Annotated in this window: 20 protein-coding genes, 5 tRNA genes and 1 pseudogene; 16 read left to right on the forward strand and 10 right to left on the reverse strand. The window is 21.3% G+C overall.

The annotated features are described in order from the left end of the window. Positions 1–32: 32 nt before the first annotated feature. The 3 genes from ftsH to greA form a co-directional block, all read right to left on the reverse strand. Entirely contained in the window at positions 33–1,877 is a 1,845-nt protein-coding gene (ftsH, locus tag D9V79_RS01155; protein ID WP_187306409.1) for an ATP-dependent zinc metalloprotease FtsH, read from the reverse strand. Positions 1,878–1,925: 48 nt separating this feature from the next. Then, positions 1,926–2,552 (reverse strand): RlmE family RNA methyltransferase, encoded by a 627-nt coding sequence (locus tag D9V79_RS01160; RefSeq protein WP_158351880.1) that lies wholly within the window; start codon positions 2,550–2,552, stop codon positions 1,926–1,928. 116 nt (positions 2,553–2,668) lie between these two features. Beyond that, the gene (gene greA / locus D9V79_RS01165) at positions 2,669–3,145 is read right to left on the reverse strand and encodes a transcription elongation factor GreA (protein ID WP_158351882.1); all 477 of its coding nucleotides are present in this window, start codon (positions 3,143–3,145) and stop codon (positions 2,669–2,671) included. 176 nt (positions 3,146–3,321) lie between these two features. Here greA and D9V79_RS01170 point away from each other — a divergent pair, with 176 nt between their 5' ends. The 4 genes from D9V79_RS01170 to cgtA all read left to right on the forward strand — a co-directional run bounded on the left by D9V79_RS01170 (position 3,322) and on the right by cgtA (position 5,483). Continuing rightward, positions 3,322–3,573, forward strand: coding sequence for a BolA family protein (locus D9V79_RS01170; RefSeq protein ID WP_158351884.1), 252 nt, complete (start codon positions 3,322–3,324; stop codon positions 3,571–3,573). A gap of 160 nt (positions 3,574–3,733) precedes the next feature. After that, positions 3,734–4,048 (forward strand): 50S ribosomal protein L21, encoded by a 315-nt coding sequence (gene rplU, locus D9V79_RS01175; protein ID WP_158351886.1) that lies wholly within the window; start codon positions 3,734–3,736, stop codon positions 4,046–4,048. A 21-nt stretch (positions 4,049–4,069) separates the two neighbouring features. Then, positions 4,070–4,324: a 50S ribosomal protein L27 gene (rpmA, locus tag D9V79_RS01180; RefSeq protein WP_158351888.1), complete on the forward strand. Its 255-nt coding sequence runs from the start codon at positions 4,070–4,072 to the stop codon at positions 4,322–4,324. Positions 4,325–4,472: 148 nt separating this feature from the next. Further along, complete coding sequence (cgtA, locus tag D9V79_RS01185) at positions 4,473–5,483, forward strand: Obg family GTPase CgtA (protein ID WP_158351891.1); 1,011 nt, start codon at positions 4,473–4,475, stop codon at positions 5,481–5,483. 48 nt (positions 5,484–5,531) lie between these two features. Here the strand turns inward: cgtA and rpsI are convergent, their stop codons facing one another. Together rpsI and rplM are read right to left on the reverse strand one after the other, a co-directional pair. After that, on the reverse strand, positions 5,532–5,924 hold the full coding sequence (rpsI, locus tag D9V79_RS01190) for a 30S ribosomal protein S9 (RefSeq protein ID WP_158351893.1): 393 nt from the start codon (positions 5,922–5,924) through the stop codon (positions 5,532–5,534). A gap of 15 nt (positions 5,925–5,939) precedes the next feature. Continuing rightward, complete coding sequence (gene rplM, locus D9V79_RS01195) at positions 5,940–6,368, reverse strand: 50S ribosomal protein L13 (protein ID WP_158351895.1); 429 nt, start codon at positions 6,366–6,368, stop codon at positions 5,940–5,942. 228 nt (positions 6,369–6,596) lie between these two features. Here rplM and D9V79_RS01200 point away from each other — a divergent pair, with 228 nt between their 5' ends. The 6 genes from D9V79_RS01200 to aroQ all read left to right on the forward strand — a co-directional run bounded on the left by D9V79_RS01200 (position 6,597) and on the right by aroQ (position 10,915). Next, complete coding sequence (locus D9V79_RS01200; protein ID WP_158351896.1) at positions 6,597–7,700, forward strand: chorismate mutase; 1,104 nt, start codon at positions 6,597–6,599, stop codon at positions 7,698–7,700. A gap of 964 nt (positions 7,701–8,664) precedes the next feature. After that, a complete protein-coding gene (gene rpsP / locus D9V79_RS01205; RefSeq protein WP_158351898.1) occupies positions 8,665–8,931 on the forward strand; it encodes a 30S ribosomal protein S16 in 267 nt (88 codons plus the stop codon). Positions 8,932–8,957: 26 nt separating this feature from the next. Further along, positions 8,958–9,080, forward strand: coding sequence for a hypothetical protein (locus D9V79_RS01950; RefSeq protein ID WP_261978585.1), 123 nt, complete (start codon positions 8,958–8,960; stop codon positions 9,078–9,080). Further along, complete coding sequence (gene rimM / locus D9V79_RS01210; RefSeq protein WP_158351900.1) at positions 9,077–9,451, forward strand: ribosome maturation factor RimM; 375 nt, start codon at positions 9,077–9,079, stop codon at positions 9,449–9,451. The genes D9V79_RS01950 and rimM overlap by 4 nt, the downstream gene beginning before the upstream one ends. A gap of 87 nt (positions 9,452–9,538) precedes the next feature. Continuing rightward, on the forward strand, positions 9,539–9,913 hold the full coding sequence (gene rplS / locus D9V79_RS01215) for a 50S ribosomal protein L19 (RefSeq protein ID WP_158351902.1): 375 nt from the start codon (positions 9,539–9,541) through the stop codon (positions 9,911–9,913). 546 nt (positions 9,914–10,459) lie between these two features. Continuing rightward, positions 10,460–10,915, forward strand: a complete 456-nt coding sequence (gene aroQ / locus D9V79_RS01220; RefSeq protein ID WP_158351904.1) for a type II 3-dehydroquinate dehydratase — start codon at positions 10,460–10,462, stop codon at positions 10,913–10,915. Between the two features lie 263 nt (positions 10,916–11,178). Here the strand turns inward: aroQ and D9V79_RS01225 are convergent. Next, positions 11,179–12,057: pseudogene (locus D9V79_RS01225) on the reverse strand (RluA family pseudouridine synthase); the annotation flags it as partial. A 145-nt stretch (positions 12,058–12,202) separates the two neighbouring features. On the opposite strand from D9V79_RS01225, the gene alaS reads away from it, so the two are divergent. The 4 genes from alaS (at position 12,203) to D9V79_RS01245 (ending at position 15,511) form a co-directional block, all read left to right on the forward strand. Beyond that, positions 12,203–14,821 (forward strand): alanine--tRNA ligase, encoded by a 2,619-nt coding sequence (gene alaS, locus D9V79_RS01230; protein WP_158351908.1) that lies wholly within the window; start codon positions 12,203–12,205, stop codon positions 14,819–14,821. 186 nt (positions 14,822–15,007) lie between these two features. Continuing rightward, complete coding sequence (gene csrA, locus D9V79_RS01235) at positions 15,008–15,187, forward strand: carbon storage regulator CsrA (RefSeq protein ID WP_158351910.1); 180 nt, start codon at positions 15,008–15,010, stop codon at positions 15,185–15,187. Positions 15,188–15,338: 151 nt separating this feature from the next. After that, positions 15,339–15,427: transfer RNA gene (locus D9V79_RS01240), tRNA-Ser, on the forward strand. Positions 15,428–15,437: 10 nt separating this feature from the next. Further along, positions 15,438–15,511 (forward strand) — tRNA-Arg (locus D9V79_RS01245). A gap of 194 nt (positions 15,512–15,705) precedes the next feature. Here the strand turns inward: D9V79_RS01245 and rpiA are convergent. The 4 genes from rpiA to D9V79_RS01265 form a co-directional block, all read right to left on the reverse strand. Continuing rightward, positions 15,706–16,359, reverse strand: a complete 654-nt coding sequence (gene rpiA / locus D9V79_RS01250) for a ribose-5-phosphate isomerase RpiA (protein WP_410051751.1) — start codon at positions 16,357–16,359, stop codon at positions 15,706–15,708. Positions 16,360–16,459: 100 nt separating this feature from the next. Beyond that, positions 16,460–16,530, reverse strand: a tRNA-Gln gene (locus D9V79_RS01255). A 24-nt stretch (positions 16,531–16,554) separates the two neighbouring features. Next, a tRNA-Leu gene (locus tag D9V79_RS01260) sits at positions 16,555–16,636 on the reverse strand. A gap of 11 nt (positions 16,637–16,647) precedes the next feature. Continuing rightward, positions 16,648–16,721 (reverse strand) — tRNA-Met (locus tag D9V79_RS01265). A 133-nt stretch (positions 16,722–16,854) separates the two neighbouring features. Between D9V79_RS01265 and glnS the strand changes: the two genes are divergently transcribed. Both glnS and eno read left to right on the forward strand, forming a co-directional pair. Beyond that, a complete protein-coding gene (glnS, locus tag D9V79_RS01270) occupies positions 16,855–18,501 on the forward strand; it encodes a glutamine--tRNA ligase (protein WP_158351914.1) in 1,647 nt (548 codons plus the stop codon). A 1,387-nt stretch (positions 18,502–19,888) separates the two neighbouring features. Then, on the forward strand, positions 19,889–21,202 hold the full coding sequence (eno, locus tag D9V79_RS01275; protein ID WP_158351917.1) for a phosphopyruvate hydratase: 1,314 nt from the start codon (positions 19,889–19,891) through the stop codon (positions 21,200–21,202). The last annotated feature ends 14 nt before the right edge of the window (positions 21,203–21,216 follow it).

Here is a 21,216-nt window from a genome sequence, read left to right on the forward strand (position 1 = left end):
TTCTATATAAAATGATATATTATTCAACATTATCATTTATTTATATTATTCCATCCAACAGGATCTTTAACTTTTTTTCTATTCATTAAATCATCGATTTGATCGGCATCAAGAGTTTCATATTTCATTAATGCATCTTTCATAGCATGTAAAATATCTAAATTTTCATTTAATAATTTTTTAGATCGATTGTAATTTCTATCAATTAATAATTTAATTTCTTCATCAATGATACGAGAAGTTTCATTAGATATATACATGGACTTCAGTGATGTATGATTAAAAAATATTTGATTATCATCATCATCATGTGAATATAATATAGGACCTAATTTTTCTGAAAAACCCCATTTTATTATCATATTACGTGCTAAACTCGTAGCTATTTTGATATCATTCATAGATCCAGTAGATATTTTTTGTACACCATATATTATTTCTTCAGCTAAACGACCACCGTATAAAGTAGATATTTGACTTTCCAATTTTTCTCGACTCACACTTACTATATCAGATTCTGGTAAGAAAAATGTTATACCTAAAGCTAATCCCCGAGGTACTATAGTTACTTTATGCGCTGGATCATGTTCTGGAACTAATCTTCCTATAATTACATGACCAGATTCATGATATGCAGTAAATTCTTTTTGTTTTTCTGTCATCATCATAGATTTTCTTTCAGCACCCATCATCATTCTATCTTTAGACTGTTCAAAGTCTGACATAGAAACAAATTTTTTATTTGATCTTGCAGCACATAATACAGATTCATTAACTAAATTTGATAAATCAGCTCCTGAAAATCCTGGTGTACCTCTTGCAATTACCATACAATTTACATCAGATGAAATAGGGACATTTTTTATATGAATTTGAAGAATTTTTTCACGTCCTTGAATGTCAGGTAATGGAACAATCACTTGTCTATCAAAACGACCTGGACGTAACAAAGCAGAATCTAAAACATCAGGTCTATTAGTAGCAGCAACTAAAATGATATTTTCATTATCTTTAAATCCATCCATTTCAACTAACATTTGATTTAATGTTTGCTCTCGTTCATCATTACCTCCACTAGTCATTCCCCCTCTTCGTCTTCCAACTGCATCAATTTCATCTATAAAAATTATACAAGGTGCTAATTTTCTAGCATGTTGAAATACATCACGAACTCTTGAAGCACCTACACCAACAAACATTTCTACAAAATCCGATCCAGACATTGTTAAAAATGATACTTGTGCTTCTCCTGCAATAGCTTTTGCAAGTAATGTTTTACCAGTCCCAGGTGGACCAATCATTAAAATTCCTTTAGGAATTTTACCTCCCAATTTTTGAAATTTTTTTGGTTTTTTCAAATATTCTACTAATTCACGTACTTCTTCTTTTGCTTCATCACATCCTGCTACATCATCAAAAGTAGTACGAATTTCATTTTTAGAAAATATATATGTTTTACTTTTACCAAATGATTTCATATGATGATTGTGACTATTTTTCATTCTATACATAAAATATAACCATAATCCAATAAGTAAAATAGTTGGAAACCATGAAATAAAAATAGAAAAAATAATACTGTGTTTTTGTGGAGGCTGACTTGATATAATCACATCATGTGATAATAAACGATTCAATAATTTCGAATCATATAAAGGCATATAAGTAGAATATTCACTATGATCTTTTGTTATAATATTAATATAATTGTCATTAATACATACTTTTTGTATTTCATGTTTATTTACTAATGATAAAAATGTAGTATAATCAATATTGTGATCGTTTACATTGTGTATATTGAAGCCATACATAATAAATATAAACAATATTAATACCATTAACCAAAATATAAAATTTTTAGCTATATCATTCAATGTATCAACCTCATGATAATTACAAATATGTTAAAAATTAATAGAATATTATATTTTTTTTTTTTTTGCTAATAAAAAAACTTCTTTAGATCGACTTCGCGACGAAGAAGGTTTACAAATTCTTATTGTATTAAAAAAATCGTACATATTATGTAAATAATTTTCAAATTCTTCCCCATGAAATAATTTAATTAAAAAAATACCCTTATTAGATAAAGTTATTTTAGCAATTTTGAAAGCTAAATTAAACAAATCAAATGCATTAGACATATCAGTATAAGAAATTCCAGTTATTTTAGGTGACATATCTGACATAACTAAATTAATTTTTTTATATTGTATATGATTTAACAAAGCATTAAATATTATTTTCTTAGAAATATCACCTTGTAAAAAAAATACTCCTGAAATTTTATTCATAGCATTCATATCACAAGATGTCACTGATCCGGTTTTTCCGACGTGTTTAATAGCATATTCTGACCAACCACCAGGAGATGAACCCAAATCAATAACATTCATTCCAGTTCGAAATAAATGATACTTTACATCAATATCATGCAATTTAAACCATGACCGAGAACGTAAATTTTTCTGATGAGTTTTTCGAACATATGGGTCACGAAAATGTTCTGATAACCAACGATATGAACTAATAGAACGTTTTTTTATCATATTGATAATTTTATAAAATATATTATCTTTTAAAATATTATATACATATAAAACATTTACAACTCAAATATTTAACTATATTAAAATATCATTTAAGTATTAAAATATATAATTTATTAGATATATTTAATACTTAAAATTTTATAACTAACTTTACCTCCAGGAGTATTAACTATTACAATATCAGAAACTTTTTTACCAATTAATGCTTTAGCTATTGGAGAGTTAACAGAAATTAAATTTTTTTTATAATCAGATTCATCATTACCAACAATACAAAATGTAAATATTTTATTAATATCTATATTTAATACTTTAATAGTAGAACCAAATGTAACCTTTCCATTAAAATAAATATTTTTTATATCAACAATCTGAGCGCAACATAATTTAGATTCAATTTCCCGAATTCGATTTTCACAAAATAATTGTTCTTCCTTAGCTGCATGATACTCAGCATTTTCTTTTAAATCACCATGTTGCCTTGCCTCAATAATAGAATTAATAATTTTAGGTCGTTTATAATTTTTAAGTTCATATAATTCTTTTTCTAGTTTTTTTATTCCATTTATAGTTATAGGTGTTGTATACATTACAATATTTCCTTAATTATCTTAAATGTATAATAAATATAATATATTTAAACAATTAATTTATATTAAAATATAAAATAAAATTATTTAACAAATAAATATAATATATATTATATTTATTATTTTTTACATACATTGTAAAATAATTTATAACTTTAATATGATAAAAATAAAATATGAAAAATAAAGATATTCAATCTTATTTAATGAAAACAATTCCTCTCGATAAATTATATGTAACTGGTGATAATAATCATATCAAAATTGTCGCTATTGGAAAAATATTTGAAGGAATAAATAATGTTCAAAAACAACAAATCATTTATAAACCTTTAACAAAATATATTATAGAAAAAAAAATACATGCTATTTCTATTCATACATTTACTTTAAAAGAATGGAAAAAAAAAAATACAACAAAACAATAAATATTATTTAAAATAAATTCTATATATAAATATTTTATATAATATTCATGTATTTAAAAAATAATTATGAAAACTTAAAATAATTAATTTATTCATCAATTATATTTTTTATTTAATGAAAATTATCATAAACTATTTACCCAATATAAGGAATATATTCATGTATGCAATTTTACAACATGGTGGTAAACAATATCAAATTGAACAAGGAAAAACAATTCGAATAGAAAAAATTAATCTGCCAATAAATAAAAATATTGAATTTAACAATATCTTAATGTTTTCAAATAATGGAAAAACTCAAATAGGACAACCTAATTTATCAAATATTAAAATTATAGGTAATATTATACAACATGGTAAATACAAAAAAATAAATATTATTAAATTTCATCGTAGAAAACATTATAAAAAAAAACAAGGACATCGACAACACTTTACAGATGTTAAAATTATAAATATGTATCATATTTAAATAAATCTAAAAGGAAAAATTATGGCACAGAAAAAAGCTGGCGGATCTACTCGAAATGGAAGAGATTCACATTCAAAACGATTAGGTGTAAAACATTTTGGAGGTGAATATATTACATCTGGTTCTATTATTGTTAAACAACGAGGCACAAAATTTCATGCCGGCAATAATGTTAAACTAAGTAAAGATCACACTATATTTGCAATTAAAAATGGAAAAGTACAATTTTTAAAAAAAGGAATAAAACGTAAAATTTATGTAAATATTATTATTTAATTAAAATATAACAATATTACTATATTTTATTATAATACATTGTAATAATCTATAATAAAAAATAAAATATATAATATATAAAAATTATAAATGAAAATTTTTATTTGATTATTTAAATATTAAAAAATAATTTTTATGAGAAACTATTATGAAGTTTGTTGATGAAGTACAAATTCAAGTAACTGCAGGAAAAGGAGGTGACGGATGTATTCATTTTAGAAGAGAAAAATATATACCTAAAGGTGGTCCTGATGGGGGTAATGGAGGAGATGGAGGTAATATTTGGATTAAAACAGATCAAAATTTAAATACTTTAGTTGATTATAAATTTAAAAAAAAATTCTTTGCTCATAATGGATGCCCTGGAAAAAGCAAAAACCAATCCGGAAAAAAAGGATCAGATATTTTTTTATATGTTCCAATAGGAACAAGAATTATAAATTATAATACAAAAGAAATAATTTGTGATTTAGATAATAAAAAAAACATTATATTAATTGCTAAAGGAGGAAAAAAAGGAATAGGAAATTCAAAATTCAAATCTTCTATTAATCGTACACCTTATTATAAAACATTAGGACAAAAAGGAGAAACACGTTTTATAATATTACAATTAATTCTCATTTCTGATGTTGGAGTAGTGGGTTTACCCAATTCAGGAAAATCAACATTAATTCAATCCATATCACATGCTAAACCAAAAATTGGTGAATACCCGTTTACTACTTTAATACCGTGCTTAGGAACAGTAAAAATTGATCAAAAAAATAGTTTTATTATAGCAGATATTCCTGGTTTAATACAAGGAGCTTCACATGGTCTTGGATTAGGTGTACAATTTTTAAGACATCTTGAAAAATGCCACATTTTATTACATGTTATTGACTTATTATATAACATCCAAGATATTTTTAATAATATTAAGATTATAGAAAAAGAATTAAAAAAATACAATAAAACATTATATAATAAAACAAGATGGTTAGTATTCAATAAAATTGATTCTTTAGAAAAAAAAATAATAAAAGAAAAAATAAAAATTATACTTAAAAATATAAAAAAAAAAAAAATATTTTTTATTTCAGCATTAAAAAAAAAAGGAGTAAAAAAAATTTATCAAGATTTATTTCAATATTTAAAAAATAATCAATATAAATAATATATAGAATTTAAAATCCGGATATTGAAATATTCCGGATTATAACATTTATCGTTTAGAAAATTGAGGTTTTTTCCTTGCTTTACGTAATCCAACTTTTTTTCTCTCAACACGTCTCGCATCTCGAGTTACAAAACCTGCTTGTCGTAATTCACTTTTCAATGACGAATCACATTTAATTAAAGCATGTGTAATACCTTGACGAATTGCTCCAGATTGACTAGATATTCCACCTCCTTTAACAGTAATATATAAATTTACTTGATTTAACATATTAGTTAATTGTAATGGATGCAAAACTACCATACGTAATGTTTCTCGAGGAAAATATTCTAATATAGATTTTTTATTAATAACAATATCACCTTTTCCTTTTTTTAAAAAAATACGTGCAGATGAACTTTTTCGACGACCAGTAGCATAACTTTGAATATTATTCATAAATTGTACCCAAAATTAAATATTTAAAAACGCAGGATTTTGTGCTGTATGCATATGAGAATCAGAAGCATACACTTTTAATTTTCGAAACATAGCGCGACCCAAAGATCCTTTTGGTAACATCCCTCGAACTGCAATTTCAATCACCCTTTCAGGATATTTTAAAATCATATCGTGAAAAGATATTTTTTTAATACCTCCAATATAACCAGTATGTTGATAATATAACTTATCTTGTTTCTTATTTCCCGTTACTATCACTTGTGAAGCATTTAAAACAATAATATAATCTCCTACATCAATATTGGGAGTATATTCTATTTTATGTTTACCTCGTAAATAATAAGATATCTGAGTACATAAACGACCTAAAATTTTTCCTTTTGCATCAACATAATACCAATTTTTTTTTACATGATTACAGTTTATCGCAAAACTTTTCATTTATATTATCCAAAATGTATATATAACAATTTTAAATTATATAAACATAAAAATATTTAACATACAATTATGTTATATAATCAAATATTTATACTTTCTGTGTAAAACAAAAACAAATATATATAATTCTTACTAATAATATTATTATTTTAGTACAATAAGATAAGTATAATGTTATATTGATTAAGATAGAAAATATTTACAAATAATAATATTATGGATTAAATTATGTACTATCAAAAAAAATTACTTACGTTCAGAAATAAAATAAATGATATTGACAAAACAATACTACGATTATTATCTGATAGAAAAAAAATAATAGTAAAAATTGTACACAATAAAATTTTTTATAATTTATCTATAAAAGATAAAAAACGAGAACAAGAAATATTAGAAAAATTATTTAAAATAGGAAAAAAATATTTCTTATCTAATTATTATATTAAAAAAATATTTAAAAATATTATTCACGAATCTGTAAAAATACAACAAAAAATTAAAAATAAATATATTACTAAAAACATTTTTACAACACCTTGTTTTACTTTTCTTGGCCCAAAAGGATCATATTCATATCTTGCAACTATAAAATATGCTAAAAAAAAATTTCAATATTTTAACATAAAAACACAAGTAAATTTTCAACAGATATTTCAATCTATTAAAAATAAAATATCTCATTTTACAATTGTACCTATTGAAAATACTTACTCTGGATTCATCAATGAAATATATAGCTTATTACTATTAAGAAAAATAAATATTATTGATGAAGTTGTAACTCCAATACAACATCATTTAATTACAAAAAATATCACTCATTTAAAAAATATCAAAACGATTTATAGTCACCCTCAACCATTCGAACAATGTAATAAATTTTTAAAGACATTTAAAAATTTAAAAATACAATATACAAATAGTACTACAGATGCAATAAGAAAAATACTTACAATACAAAATAATTATTCTGCTGCTATAGGAAATAAAGAAAAAATAAAAACATATCAACTAAAAAATCATAAAAACAAAATTACTAATCAAAAATATAATAATACTAAGTTTTTTATATTACAAAATAAAAAATTTAAAAAATTTCCAAATGTTACTACAAAAATAATTTGTATTATAAATATAAAACAATATTTAGAATTAACTAATAAAATATTATTTCTTTTAACCCAAAATAAAATAAATATATTAAAAATAGAATTAAAATCAAATCATTATAAAATATTTTGGGAAAATACTATATATTTAGAAATTCAAAAGTATCCATTATCAAAAAAAATAAAAACAATATTAAAAAAAATAAAAAATATCAATTAAAATTATAAAATATCTAAATCATACAACAAAATATGTTCATATATTTTAAAATTATAATAATATAATTATTACAACCAATATTTAAGAATTTTAAAATATAAAAATATTTAAAACATACAAAAATATAATAATATAAAACTAAAATATTTTAAAAAATTCAATTTATATACTATAATTAATGAATAAAATAATAACATTTAATATTATGATAAAAAATAAACAATATGATAATATCAAAAATGAAAATATATTATCAAAATAATAATAATTATTATGTAATAAATATATAAAACCATAGATAAATTTAATATTTTCAATCCACAAATAATTATATATAATATTAAACAATAAAATTATACGATATAATAAAGTATTTACATAATTTATGATAATAATATTATATTAGTTACATAATAAATTGCATTATTAAAACATAAAATTATTTCTTTTATTCATTTTAAAATATATATAATATCACGTAAAATAATAATAAAAACTTTTTAAATATTTAAAATTATATATTTCATAAATATATAAAAATAAAGTAAAATAATAATTATTTAAAATACATTTCCAATCTGTTATAAAAATTTTTTATATATAATAAATATTATAAATTAATTAAATCATTGAGTTCATTAAGTATTCAAAATAATATAAATAAAATATTTATTTTTTATCTTTTAAACATATAATCTTAAATATAAAAATATTTTTTATATAAATAAATAAATAAAAATATAATATAAATAATAAAATATATATTCATTATCATAAAAAATTATATACATATAATAATAAATATATTAAAATTAATATAACAAATTTAAAATTATTACATAAACACACAATCTTTTAACAAAAAAATTTTTAATATATTATTTATATTTATCATATATAATAGAAAATAATATAATAAAATAATATTACCAGAATACATTAACCAATATTAACACGAGGAAATATGGTAAAAATACGATTAGCATTACATGGTGCAAAAAAAAAACCATTTTATAAAATAGTAGTTGCAGATAGTCGATTCCCGCGAAATGGAAGATTTATTGAAAACATTGGATTTTTTAACCCAAACATTAATCAAAAATCAAAAAAAATCAATTTAAACCTCAATCGAATCGACTATTGGATAAAAAATGGTGCAAAAATGTCAGAAAGAATAAAAACAATAATTAAAAAAATAAAAAAAAATAATTTTTTACATAATAAAAATTAAAAGAAAAAGAGGAAATATATAAATAAATGATAAATCCATTAGTAATTGGAAAAATTGGTTGTGCTTATGGTATATTAGGTTGGAATACTATATTATCTTTTACTGAAAAAAAAAAAATATTTTTCAATATCACCCTTGGTATATTATGAAAAATAATCATTGGAAAACTATATCTTTAGAACATAAAAAAATATATCAAAATAAAATAATAATTAAAATTAAAAATATTAATAATCGTGATCAAGCTAAAAAATTAGTCAATTCTTTAATTATGATTGATGCTCAAATATTACCTAACCTAAAACAATTTGAATACTATTGGAAAGATATTATTTCTTGTAGAGTGTTTAATACATATCAAAAATATATTGGAATAGTTTACAATATTATAAGATCTAAATCAAATGATATATTAGTAATTAAAAATTATTATCACGAAATACTCATTCCTTTTATAAAAGATACTATTATTTATCAAGTAGATATCATCAATAAAATTATTCATGTCAATTGGAATTGAATATACTATGTAAAGTATCAATATCATAGTTAATACAATAAAAATATTTTATTTTTAAAAATTTTTATAAATATTGGATACATGATAATGAAAAACAACATTATAAAAAAAATTGAATATCAACAAACTAAAAAAAAAAAAATACCTTGTTTTAGACCTGGTGATACCATAGAAATACAAATTTGGGTAGTAGAAGCATCTAAAAAACGTCTACAATCTTTTGAAGGTATTGTAATATCCATAAAAAATAGACAATTACAATCTTCATTTACAGTACGTAAAATTTCTCATGGAGAAGGTATTGAAAGAGTTTTTCAAACATATTCAAATATTATTGAAAATATTATAGTTAAAAAATGCGGTTCAGTAAGAAAAGCAAAATTATATTATTTACGTCATAAAATGGGAAAATCATTACGTATTAAAGAACGTATAAAAAATATATCCAAACATAAAAATTAAATTATGCAGTCATATGTTGTATTGACTGCAAAAATAAAAATATAATTATGGATATTATCTATCATAATATTAAAAATATTCATAAAATATATATTATTGTAAAATATATTATTATTTATATCCATACAAAATCTTAAATACCTCATACAAAATACAAGCAAACATAATGATACAATTTATTTAATTTATAACACAAAATATTAATTTCTTACAAATTATTTTTAAAATACAAATAGATGCTATAAAATATAAAATACAAAAAATATTATATACTATATTGTATTAAATAGTATATTATATTAATATTATATAAATGAAGATAAGTATTTTTACAATATAAATACATAATATTTTATTGTCTAAAATTTAAAATAATTATATAAATCAAATGTTTATTTTATTAAAATATATATAAAATTATAAAATATTAAATTTTTATGGCTTATTATATAATAATTTTTAATAAAATAAACAAAAATTAAATGCTTTACAAAAATATTTAAAATGATTACCATAAATTATGAAATAACTATATAAAAAATAAATATGTCTTATTTTAAAATTCTAATATTAAATGGACCTAATTTAAACTTATTAGGAACACGAGAAAAAAAAATTTATGGCACAAAATCATTAAATACTTTAATAAACGAATTATATACAAAATTTAATCAATCAAATGTTAAAATAACACACTTACAATCTAACGCAGAACATATTTTAATCGAAAAAATACAAAAATCTAATAAAAATATTGATTACATCATCATCAATCCAGCTGCTTTTGCACATACAAGTATAGCGTTACGAGATGCATTATTATCAATAAATGTTCCATTTATTGAAGTTCATATCTCTAATATATATTCTAGAGAAAAATTTAGATCACATTCTTGGTTATCTGATATTGCTCAAGGTATTATCTGTGGATTTGGAACTGATGGATATTATTGGGCAATCAAAACAGCACTAAAAAGACTAAAGAAAAAACATAACTATTAAATCAATTTCATCATGTAATATTAAAATAATAAAATATAAAAAATTATTTAATTGATCATAATAAACGTTAATATTATATACATGAATCAAAAATATATATAAAAAATTTTTCAATACAAGGACTCATATTACATTTTATAAACAATGACTATATAAATAGTATTATAAATATATCAAATATATACCTAATTATAATACAATAAAACTATAATATATTTCAAAATCTTTTATAAAATAATATAAATATTATTCATATTTATATATTATAAATATTGCATAATATGTAAAATATCTATAGGTAACGATATTTGAAACCTCATTAACTTATTAAAAACAGGATGAATAAATGCTATTGTACTAGCATGCAATGCTTGTCTAGAAAATAACCTAATTTTTTTTACAGATTGATGTGTCATCCCTGTTGAGATATTATTATTATATAATAAATCTCCTAAAATAGGATGTCGTATATGCAACATATGTACACGAATTTGATGTGTACGTCCTGTTTCTATTCGAATACGAAGATGAGTATAATATTTAAATTGTTGTATAACACGATAATGTGTAACGGAAGTTTTACCAGATATATTAGTCATCATACAAATTCTTTTTTTAATATGTCTCATAATAGGATAATTAATTACTCCTCCAGAAATTACATGACCACATACTAATGCATCGTATTCACGAATAATTAATCTTTTTTTTAATAAAAATACCATTTTTTCATAACTATACACATCTTTAGCAATAACCATCAAACCTGTAGTATTTTTATCTAATCTATGTATAATCCCCCCTCTAGGTACATTTTTTAATCGATAATCATAATATAACAAAGCATTTAATAAAGTACCATTTACATTTCCACATGCGGGATGTACAACACAACCAATTAATTTATTAATTATTAATATATTGTTATCTTCATAAATAATATTTAAAGGAATATTTTCACCTAAATCATATTTTTTTTCTTTAACATCTAAAAAAATAGTAATTTTATCTCCAGGAAAAACATTAAAATTTGGTTTATCAATAATCAAAAAATTTATCAATACTTGACGAGAAATAATGTATTTTTTTAAAATCGATCGAGAATAATTAGGAAACATACATACTAAAATATGATCTAATCTACTTTTTTTTTATAGTATATTGGAACAATAACTTCAATTTTTTTTTTCATAATATAATATTAACTAATTTTATTTAATAATATATTAAATAATATAATAAAATTAATCAATAAGGATTTTATATATTATATTATTTAAGGAATATATGAAATATACAATCAATAATGTTAGAAAAATGTTTTTAGATTTTTTTCAAAAAAATCAACATACAATAATATCCAGTAGTTCTCTACTTCCTAACAATCATTCTAATTTATTATTTACAAATGCTGGAATGAATCAATTTCAGGATATATTTTTAGGTTACAAAAAATATCATTTTCCCCGAGTAACAACTGCACAAAGATGCTTAAGAATGGGAGGTAAACATAATGATTTTAAACAAGTAGGATATAGTGAACATCACCATACTTTTTTCGAAATGTTAGGTAATTTCAGTTTTGGAGACTATTTTAAAAAAGAGTCTATTTTATATGCATGGAAATTATTAACTAACAAGAAATGGTTTAATCTACCAAAAAATAAATTTTTTGTTACTGTGTATCAAGATGACCAAGAAACATATAATATATGGAAAAATATTATTCAATTACCAGAATACAAAATTATCCGAATAGGAAATAAACTACATAATACTTATGAATCTGACAATTTTTGGCAAATGGGCGACACTGGACCATGTGGACCATGTACAGAAATATTCTTTAATCAATCCAACGATGAAAAAATATATCTTCATAATTTAAACGACTCAAATAAATATATAGAAATATGGAATATTGTATTTATTCAATTTAATCGAATTAATCATAATAAACTTATTCCATTATCAACATTTTCAGTCGATACAGGAATGGGTTTAGAACGTATAACTGCTATTCTACAAAAAGTTCACTCAACTTTTAAAATAGATGCATTTCAAAATTTAATAAAATCTATATGTCAAATCAATAAAATTGACAATAATAAAAATCATCAATCTATTAATATTATTGCTGATCATATACGAGCATCTACATTTATCATTAATGATAACATATTGCCTAATCATGAACATAGAGGTTATATACTAAGAAAAATTATTCGAAGAGCATTATTACATGGCTATAAATTAGGAATCAAAAAAAATTTTTTATATAAATTAGTTTCCAGTGTTATAAAATACTTTGGTAATTTTAAAAAAAAATTATACAATCAACAAAAAAAAATAGAAAATATAATTCAAACAGAAGAATTACAATTTAAAAAAATACTTGAAAAAGGATTTGACTTATTATTAAAAAAAATAGAAAATATAAAAAATAATAAACTCGATGCTAATACTATATTTTATTTACATGATACTTTTGGTTTTCCAATTGATCTAACACAAGATATATGTCAAGAATATCAAATAAATATTGACATACATGAATTAAATAATATAATTAGTCAACACAAAAAAAAATCTCAACAAAATATAATTAATAAAAATGCTCATACAATCCATACAAACACAAAATCAATTTTCCAAGGATATAAATACCATACAATTAAAGCAAAAATTAAACAAATATTTATCTGTGGAGAAGAAAAATCAACAATCTCTGAAAATGAAGAAGGTATAATAATACTTGATAAAACTCCATTTTATGGAGAGTCAGGAGGACAAATTGGAGATAATGGAAAAATATTTACAAAAAAATCAATATTTTATGTAAATAATGTACAACATTATTCTTACGCTATCGGTCATATTGGCAAAATCCAATTAGGAAAAATAAAAATAAATGACATCATTACAGCACAGATTGATATAAAAAAAAGATTATTAATACAAAATAATCATTCTGCAACACATTTATTACATTCTGCATTAAATTTAATATTAAAAACTAATATTCATCAACAAGGCTCGTTCATTAATGAAAAATATTTAAGATTTGATTTTTCTCATACACAAAAAATTAATAAAGATCAAATATCTTATATAGAAAAAAAAATTAACTATCAAATTCAAAAAAATAAAATTATATATAATCATATTAGTAATATTAATCAAGCCCAACTAGAAAAATATACATTTCGAAAAAATAAACATTATTATAAAACAATACGTATGTTAACTATTGGTTCTTTTTCAAAAGAATTATGTGGAGGTACTCATGCTCAAAGAACTGGAAATATCGGTTTATTTAAAATAACATCTACAAAAACAGTTTCTTCTGGAGTATATAGAATAGAAGCTACAACTGGAAAATATGCATTAAATATAATAAACATTCAAAACCAAAATATGTTAACAATCCAAGAAATTCTTAAAGTCCAAAATTCAGAAATTTTACAAAAAATAAAAAAAATAATTTATTATTATACTGAACTAAAAAAAGAAAACCAAATTTTAAACCATAAAATCACTTTATATTATACCAAACAACTATCAAAAAATATTATTAAAATCAAAAACATAAATTTTTTAAGTAGTGAAATCAATATTCACAAAAGAAAACTATTAAATATGATAATAGATCAATTAAAAAAAGTAATACATATTGGTATTATTATTTTATTTTATCAATATCAAAATAAATATATTTGTATTATTAGTTTAACAAAAAATATAATTCATAAAATACAAGCAAATAAAATTGTTGAAATAATAAAACAATATACTCATTGTTCTGGAGGAGGAAAATTAAAAACTGCAGAATGTTTAATAGACAATATTAATAATTTTGATAAAATACTTCCAAAAATAAAATTATGGATTACTAAAAATGTTTAATTTATACATAAAAAAAAATAAATTTTTATTCTAAATAATATACTTTACACATCATAAAAAATTATTATGATATTATAATAATTATATACTATAAAAATTTTAAAATTGTTAATATATACTGATAAGTATTATGAATGTAAATTATATAAATTAATATCATTATATACTTTTTTCAAGGAAAAAAGAATGCTAATTTTAACTCGTCGAGTGGGTGAAACACTAATTATTGGTGATGAAATTACTGTAACAGTACTAGGTATTAAAGGTAATCAAATTCGAATTGGTATTAATGCACCAAAAAAAATATCAGTACATCGTGAAGAAATTTACCAAAAAATACAATCTGAAAAAATAAAAAAAAAATAAATACTGTTGATGAAATATATAAAATTAAATTATATAATTAATAATTATAAATTATTTAAAATAATATAATAAAATCAATAAACTAAAAATTTATTTGACTTAAATAAATAATTAAGTAATATTATATAGGTTAAGATATTAAAATTACTTTGGTGAGATGGCCGAGAGGCTTAAGGCGCTCCCCTGCTAAGGGAGTATATAGAAAAATCTGTATCGAGGGTTCAAATCCCTCTCTCACCGGAATGGAAAAACATCCGTAGCTCAGTTGGATAGAGCACTCGGTTACGAACCGAGAGGTCGGAGGTTCAAATCCCCCCGGATGTAATTCAAGTATTATAGAACATTGTTACTAAATAAATATAAAATTCACATATAAAATGTATAATTGTCATAATATTCATATAACACACATTAAAATTATATTATCATATAAGTATATACAATAAAATTTATAATTTTTATTATATAATCAATAAAATCATAACATAAAGATATAAAAATAAAACATAGTTATCACATTAAAGAATTTTTACACCATATTTTGTACCAATTACAATCACATCAGGTTTTCTATAAGTAAACAATCCTACAGTGACTACTCCAGGTAAAGAATTTATCTTATTCTCTATTAAAATAGGACATTCCAAATTTAAATTATAAATATCAACTACAATATTACCATTATCTGTAACAATTCCATATCTATATTTGACAACACCGCCTAATTTAATTATTTCTTGTTTAATATAAGAATATGATATAGGGATAATTTCTAATGGTACAGGAAAAAAACCTAATGTATGAACTTGTTTAGATTGATCAATAATACAAATAAACTTTTTAGATATTGATGCAATAATTTTTTCTTTAGTTAAAGCAGCACCCCCTCCTTTAACTGATTCTAAATTATTATTTATTTCATCAACACTATCTATATATATAATAGGAGAAAAAATAGTATTTATATCACAAACTCTAATACCATATTGTCTTAAAAAAAATGTAGTATTATTAGAACTAGATATCACACCTATTAAACGATTTTTAACTGTACTAAGAACTTGAATAAAATACGATATTGTAGAACCTGAACCAATACCAACAACTAAATCAAAAGAAACATAATTCAAAGCAGCAATAGCTGCATGTTTTTTATATTGACTGCACATTATACATTGATCATGAATTATATATTAAAAAATTTAAATTTACAACTATAACAATATTTTTACATATATTAGCAATAAATACAATTGTATTTCATGATCTTATCTGGGGTACCTGGATTCGAACCAGGGATGCCGATATCAAAAACCGGTGCCTTACCACTTGGCTATACCCCAACATGAAAAGTTTTAAATATTTAATACGGGAGGCGAGACTTGAACTCGCAAACCTAAAGGCGCCAGAACCTAAATCTGGTGCGTCTACCTATTTCGCCACTCCCGCAAAAAAAACATTAGCTACGAAGGGAATTGAACCCCTGACCCCAGCGTTATGAGTGCTGTGCTCTAACCATCTGAGCTACGTAGCCTTATGTAAATTATGCTGCTTAAGTTTATTTACGTCAATAAATTTAGCAAAGATTTATAACTTTATGAACAAAATATATTAATATAGTTTTAAATATAAACATTGAAATTCAATAATATATATTAATAACAAATATGAAATTATATAACAGAAAATATAATATCAGTTTTATACATAAAATCATTAATCATGATATTAAAAAAAATAAAAACTTATGTCTACATACTAGATTTGCACCAGAACCTAATGGATATCTTCATATTGGTCACGCAAAAGCAATTGTTTTAAATTTTGAATTAGCTAAACAATTCCATGGACGGTGTAATCTTCGTTTTGATGATACTAACCCTCAAACAGAAAATATTAAATATATTAATGCTATTAAACGCGATATCTTATGGTTAGGATATAAATGGTATAAAAAAATTCAATATTCTTCTAACCACTTTGAAAAAATTTATCAGTATGCTTTACAATTAATAAAAAAAAAATTAGCTTATGTAGATAAATTAAAAAAAAATGATATTCAAAAATATCGAGGCACATTAAATAGTGTAGGTATTAATAGCCCATATAGACATCATACTATAAAAGAAAATATATTTTTATTGCAACAAATGAAAGATGGTAAAATTCCAGAAGGTTATGCTTGTTTAAGAGCTAAAATAAATATGAAATCTTCGTATATAATACTTCGAGATCCAATATTATACAGAATTAAATTTGACGCACATCATCAAACAAAAATTTCATGGTGCATTTATCCAACATACGATTTTGCACATTGTATTTCAGATGCTCTAGAAAATATTACACATTCTTTATGTACTTTAGAATTTCAAGATAATCGAAGATTATACAAATGGATATTAAATAATATAAATATTATTCATCATACTCGCCAATACGAATATTCACGAGTACATATAGAATATTCTACACTATCAAAAAGAAAATTAAAACTACTTATTCAAAATAATATTATTCAGCATTGGAATGATCCTAGAATACTTACAATTGCTGGATTAAAAAAGAAAGGATATACACCTTCTTCTATTATAAATTTTTGTAATAAAATTGGTGTCACAAAACAAAATAATTTAATAGAATTTTCAGTTCTTGAACATTGTATTAGAAATGAACTCAATAAAACTGCGCATCGAACAATGGCTATTTTAGAACCAATACCAATTATTTTATATAATATACCTAATCAATATGAAGAAATTATTAATATATTGAATCATCCTCATTATTCACATATGGGCAGCAAACATATCATATTTAATAATCATTTATATATTGAAAAATCAGATTTTAAAGAACATCCTGAAAATCAATATAATAGATTAATATTAGGAAAAAAAATAAAATTAAAATATTCCTATGTTATTCAAGCACAATACATTGAGAAAGATAAACATAAAAATATTATAAAAATATTTTGTACATGTAATTTAAAAAATAAAAACAATAAAAAAAAATATGGAATTATTCATTGGTTATCCAAAAAACAATCTACCATATCAGAATTTAGACTATATAACCATATTTTTACTGTTAAAAATCCAGAACACCATAAAAATTTATTATCCATTATTAATAATAAATCAAAAATTAAAAAATATGGTTTTATTAATAAATCAATATATAAAAAAAATTTTCAAAATATTACTTATCAATTTGAACGTATAGGATATTTTTTTAAAGATAAAAAATTGTCTAATAGTAATAATATAATATTTCATCGAACTGTTAGTATGAAAAATAAGATAAAATAATATAAAAATAAAAATAAAATATACAATAATAAAAAGCATACTTGCAATTAATAAAACAATGTGATCATTATCAACACCACATTTATGTAATTACATTTACTTATATACAATATAATGTTTTGTAGTTATAAACAATTCAATTTATATATTCATATGAATTAAAATTATTTTTTATTATAAAATAAAAATCTTTATTATAAAATATACAATATTAATTTAATTAATATCAATATTCTATTCATATCATTAACATAATAAAACATATTATTTATAAATCTAATCATTAAAATACTATGATTTTTGAACTTACAAGTAGATTAAATAATCTAAAATCTTTATCATTAACATCATAATGTATTATTTATAATAAAAATATAAAACATTTTTATCTATATAATATTTTCATAATATATTGAATATTGAATACAAGAATACATGGTAGAATATTAATATTTTAAATTTTATATATTAATATTTACTAAATTATATAAATATATGTATGACATATAAAATCTAAAATAGAAAATTATTAATCTAATAACACTTGATAAAATCTATAATTTATTTACAAAAATTCTATTTAGTATATATAATATAGTATAATATAAAATTAAAAATTAATAACTATATTTTTATAATAGATTTTTATAATAATATTAAAAAACAAATAGAATAAAATAATATATTAAATAAAAATAATTTTCAAAATATAATTATATATACATAAAATAATGAATTTATTCAACACATATAAATTCATGATAAAATACATAAACAATGTATTTAATAATATATATAAAAATAAACACATATATTTTCAACATTGTAAACAATACATGATTTTATTATAATTATTTAATAATTTAATTACTTGTAAAATTTTACATGATCTCAATTTATTAATAATCATATAATATATTAGAAAAAATATTTTATATCATACAACATAATAAATAGATACAATTAAATAAAGATAGTTTTATATCAATATTACATATATTTAATACTCATCTTTAACATATAATTAAAAATAAAATTTGTGATTTTATTAGTATAAAATTATAAAATAACACAAAAACATTGAAATAAAATATGCAAAAATAAACATTCAAAATATAAAAATCTATTACAATAGCAAGAATATCATTCGAATATCATAATATATATTAACATATACAAAAAATCATAAACACATTTAAAAAATAAATAATATAAAATATATATAATAAAATTATAAAAAAATTATAAAATTATTACATTAGTTATTCTGGAATGCATAAACACAGTTTAATACCAAAAAATCATCATTATTTATTATAAATACAATTAAATAACTTAAATGTATCTTAAAAAAATATCTAATTTTAAATATAAATAGGAAAAACAAATGTCCAAAATAAATAAAATTTCTGCTCGAGAAATAATTGATTCTCGAGGAAAACCAACAGTAGAAGTAGAAGTAGAACTACAAGACAGTTCAATTGGATCATTTTCATGCCCATCAGGAGCATCAACTGGAAAATACGAAGCATTAGAGCTTCGTGATCACGATCCAAAAAGATTTTTAGGTCAAGGAGTGACTAAATCAATTGCCATAATTAATACAATTATTTTTAAAGCATTAAAAAATCAAGATGCTAATAACCAAAAACAAATTGATAAAATAATGTTAGATTTAGATGGAACAGAAAATAAAAAACGTTTAGGCGCAAATTCAATTTTATCAGTATCTATGGCAACTGCTAAAGCGGCATCGATTTCCAAAAAAATACCTTTTTATGAACATATTGCAGAATTAAATAATACTCCAAAATGTTTTTCTATGCCTTTACCTATGATTAATATTATCAATGGCGGTAGCCATGCAAATAATAATTTAGATATACAAGAATTTATGATACAACCTATTGGAGCTAAATCTATTAAACAAGCTATTCAAATGGGATGCGAAGTTTTTCAAACATTAGGTAAAATTATTAAAAATAAAAATTTAAGCATATCAGTGGGTGATGAAGGAGGATATACTCCTAATTTATCATCTAATACATCTGCTTTAATGATGATTCAACAAGCAGTTGAACAATCTGGTTATATATTCGGTCAAGATATTGCAATATGTATAGATTTTGCTTCATCGGAATTTTATGATACTAAAACAAAAATTTACGAATTAAAAAACGAAAAACAACGTTTTACCTCAAAAGAATTTAGTAATTTTATAAAAAATTTAATATTAAAATATCCTATTACTTCTATTGAAGATGGACAAAGTGAATCTGATTGGAACGGATTTTTATATCAAACAAAACTATTAGGTAATAAAGTACAAATAGTCGGAGATGATTTATTTGTTACAAACCAAAAAAAACTAAATAAAGGTATTCAAAACGGTATTGCAAATTCTATTTTAATTAAATTAAATCAAATTGGAACATTATCTGAAACATTATCAACAATACAAACAGCTAAAAAAGCAAAATATTCCACAATAATTTCGCACAGATCAGGTGAAACAGAAGATACATCGATTGCAGATCTCGCTGTTGGGACACAATCAGGACAAATTAAAACAGGATCTATGAGTCGATCTGATCGATTAGCAAAATATAATCAATTACTTCGTATAGAAGAAAAATTAAAAGAAAATGCTCCATTTCATGGAATGAAAGAATTAAAACAATATTATAATCATTGTAAATAATTACACACAAATAA

Source organism: Buchnera aphidicola (Stegophylla sp.), from assembly GCF_005080785.1.
In the GTDB taxonomy this organism is placed as follows: Bacteria; Pseudomonadota; Gammaproteobacteria; order Enterobacterales; family Enterobacteriaceae; genus Buchnera_L; species Buchnera_L aphidicola_AQ.